The organism is Psychromonas ossibalaenae ATCC BAA-1528, assembly GCF_000381745.1.
In the GTDB taxonomy this organism is placed as follows: domain Bacteria; phylum Pseudomonadota; class Gammaproteobacteria; order Enterobacterales; family Psychromonadaceae; genus Psychromonas; species Psychromonas ossibalaenae.
Genome location: NZ_KB907064.1, coordinates 1 through 2080, shown reverse-complemented (window position 1 = coordinate 2080; position 2080 = coordinate 1). Strand labels below are relative to the sequence as shown.

2 protein-coding genes are annotated in these 2080 nt (G+C 36.7%); both read left to right on the top strand.

The window, feature by feature from the left end; translation table 11 throughout:
- Positions 1 to 353 precede the first annotated feature (353 nt).
- Positions 354 to 797, top strand: a complete 444-nt coding sequence (locus G327_RS27685) for a DUF6398 domain-containing protein (RefSeq protein WP_019617267.1) — start codon at positions 354 to 356, stop codon at positions 795 to 797.
- 633 nt (positions 798 to 1430) lie between these two features.
- Positions 1431 to 1988, top strand: coding sequence for a helix-turn-helix domain-containing protein (locus G327_RS25555; RefSeq protein ID WP_019617266.1), 558 nt, complete (start codon positions 1431 to 1433; stop codon positions 1986 to 1988).
- Positions 1989 to 2080 lie beyond the last annotated feature (92 nt).

The window sequence follows — 2080 nt, the reverse complement described above, 5'->3', positions numbered from 1 at the left end:
TGCCTTGAACAGTTATCAAATCAGCCAGATGAGATAGATTCGCTCTTGCCATGGAACGTAAAACTCGAGCCAGTGTAGTTGGCCGGACGCTTACAGTCTAAGCGGCTTTAACCGGAGGAGGAATATATCACTGCTAATCCATCACAGGGTTATTTTTGTTGATGACGGGGGCGTTGCAAGCGCTGTTTAACTTTTTGCGGAAAAAAATAGCGTTGCGACTTCATGAAGATTGGTTCGTTAGGTTTCACATAGCTAATGGTAACAATGGGGAGATTTACCATAATTATCGTATACCACTTTGAGTTTAAATAAATACATTCTTCGATTAAATTGGCTGATTAGTGTGAGGGCATATGACAGAAATGAAATTAAATCGTATTCCAAGTGTAATGAAGGGGCGGTATAAGGAGATTACCGATTTAACTGAACAATATTCATGTGAGCTTTTAAATGACGAATATTCCGATTTGATTCGGTCGGTGACGGCTACTCTTTGTTGTAAGAAACCGTGTCTTTTAGTTAAGGGGAACGCCTGTGCGTGGGCGTGTGCTGTAATTCACGCTGTAGGAATGGTAAATTTTCTTTTTGATAAAAGTAACTGTCCATATGTAAGTGCATCTGATTTATACAAGCATTTTAATATCAGCTCTAGCAATGGTTCTTTAAAATCTAAAGCTATACGGGACTCATTAGATATGTATCCACTATGTGAGGAGTGGAGACTACCTAGCTTGAAGGATATTCAGCTTAGCCCCCTATGGAATTTGTTTGACATTAGAACTATGCCTAAGCTGTGAATTTATATATTTTAGCTTTACAGTCAGTCTCCCATGGTTGTTTGCACCGTAGAAGGCGCTGTTAGCGAACAAAGTCTAACAAAAGCCCTTGAGAACCAATCTGACACAAGGGGGTACCATCAACTGAAGTGGTCAAGTGAAACTGACCATATGAATAAAGTTATTAATGTGTCCTACGCTTTAGAATCCTAAATAAAAAATGGAATCATGGTCGATTTGTACTACGCACGCTTTTTCCCGGCAGCGAGCGTTTTTACTAGCATGCTCGAAATCTTCCAATTGCGACCATAAAGGCTCATTCAGCTATTTGGGCATGGTGAGTTCGGTTGAATAGTCTAAATATATTTCCAGTGATAGGTATTGCCGTAACACTTATCTAAAATTAGACTTTATTGAATAGTTATATAGAACGTGTTGATTCATATTGGTTAGTAGATATTGTTCAATATATAGGTGTTACGGCTTCTCGTGCAGTGAAACCTATAAAACTGTTAGCTGTATATGAGAATTTAGCCTAAATCCGATAACGTTGCTGTATAAATCTTAAATACAATAAAATCAATTAACTCATTGATTTTATTGGCGTGTCGCGTTGTGTCGTTAAAGTGTCGTGGTAAAAAACTAGATAAAACAATGAATAAGAACATAATTATCTTCGTTGTTTTCAAGGTTCTAGAGGAGGTAGGTTTGTTTCTTTCAACAAATAAATTAAAAACATTGCGTAGAGAAAATGGTTGGTCTCAAGAGGTATTAGCTAAAGCTACTGATTTATCAATAAGGACAATTCAACGTATAGAAGCTGACGGTAAAGCATCAGCTGAATCAACCCTTGCCATTGCTTCTGTTTTTAATTTATCTCCTCAAGCACTGAAAGCAGCTTCTAACGAAATTGAAGTTAATTGGACGAGGAAAATTATTATGAAAAATATGATAGCTTTATTGATTATATCTGGTGCAATCGGGATGTTAATTATCTTGGGGGCTAGCGTAAAGAGTTACATTGACGTAGCCTCCGGCTTATTTTTAATTCTATTCTTTTACGCTGCGACTATTATAACCTTTGGTACAAGTGGAATGTTCAAGTCACTAGTGGGACTAAAATATTTGTTTACTGAAGAAATAGTTGGTGGCTCTCAGGCTAAATATCTGGGAGAAATTTACAGTAGTCAGGTTAAATTTTTGTATGGTTGACGTGGTTTAATTGATACGACTAACCCAGTTAAGACATAATTGATTTAACTGGAGATTTAAATGAAAAAACGTAAAACCTATTCAAAAGAATT

What these genes read in the sequence shown, in the direction of transcription:
- G327_RS27685 (WP_019617267.1), top strand. Translation starts at nt 354, where the DNA reads ATGACAGAAATGAAATTAAATCGTATTCCAAGTGTAATGAAGGGGCGG.
- G327_RS25555 (WP_019617266.1), top strand. Translation starts at nt 1,431, where the DNA reads ATGAATAAGAACATAATTATCTTCGTTGTTTTCAAGGTTCTAGAGGAG.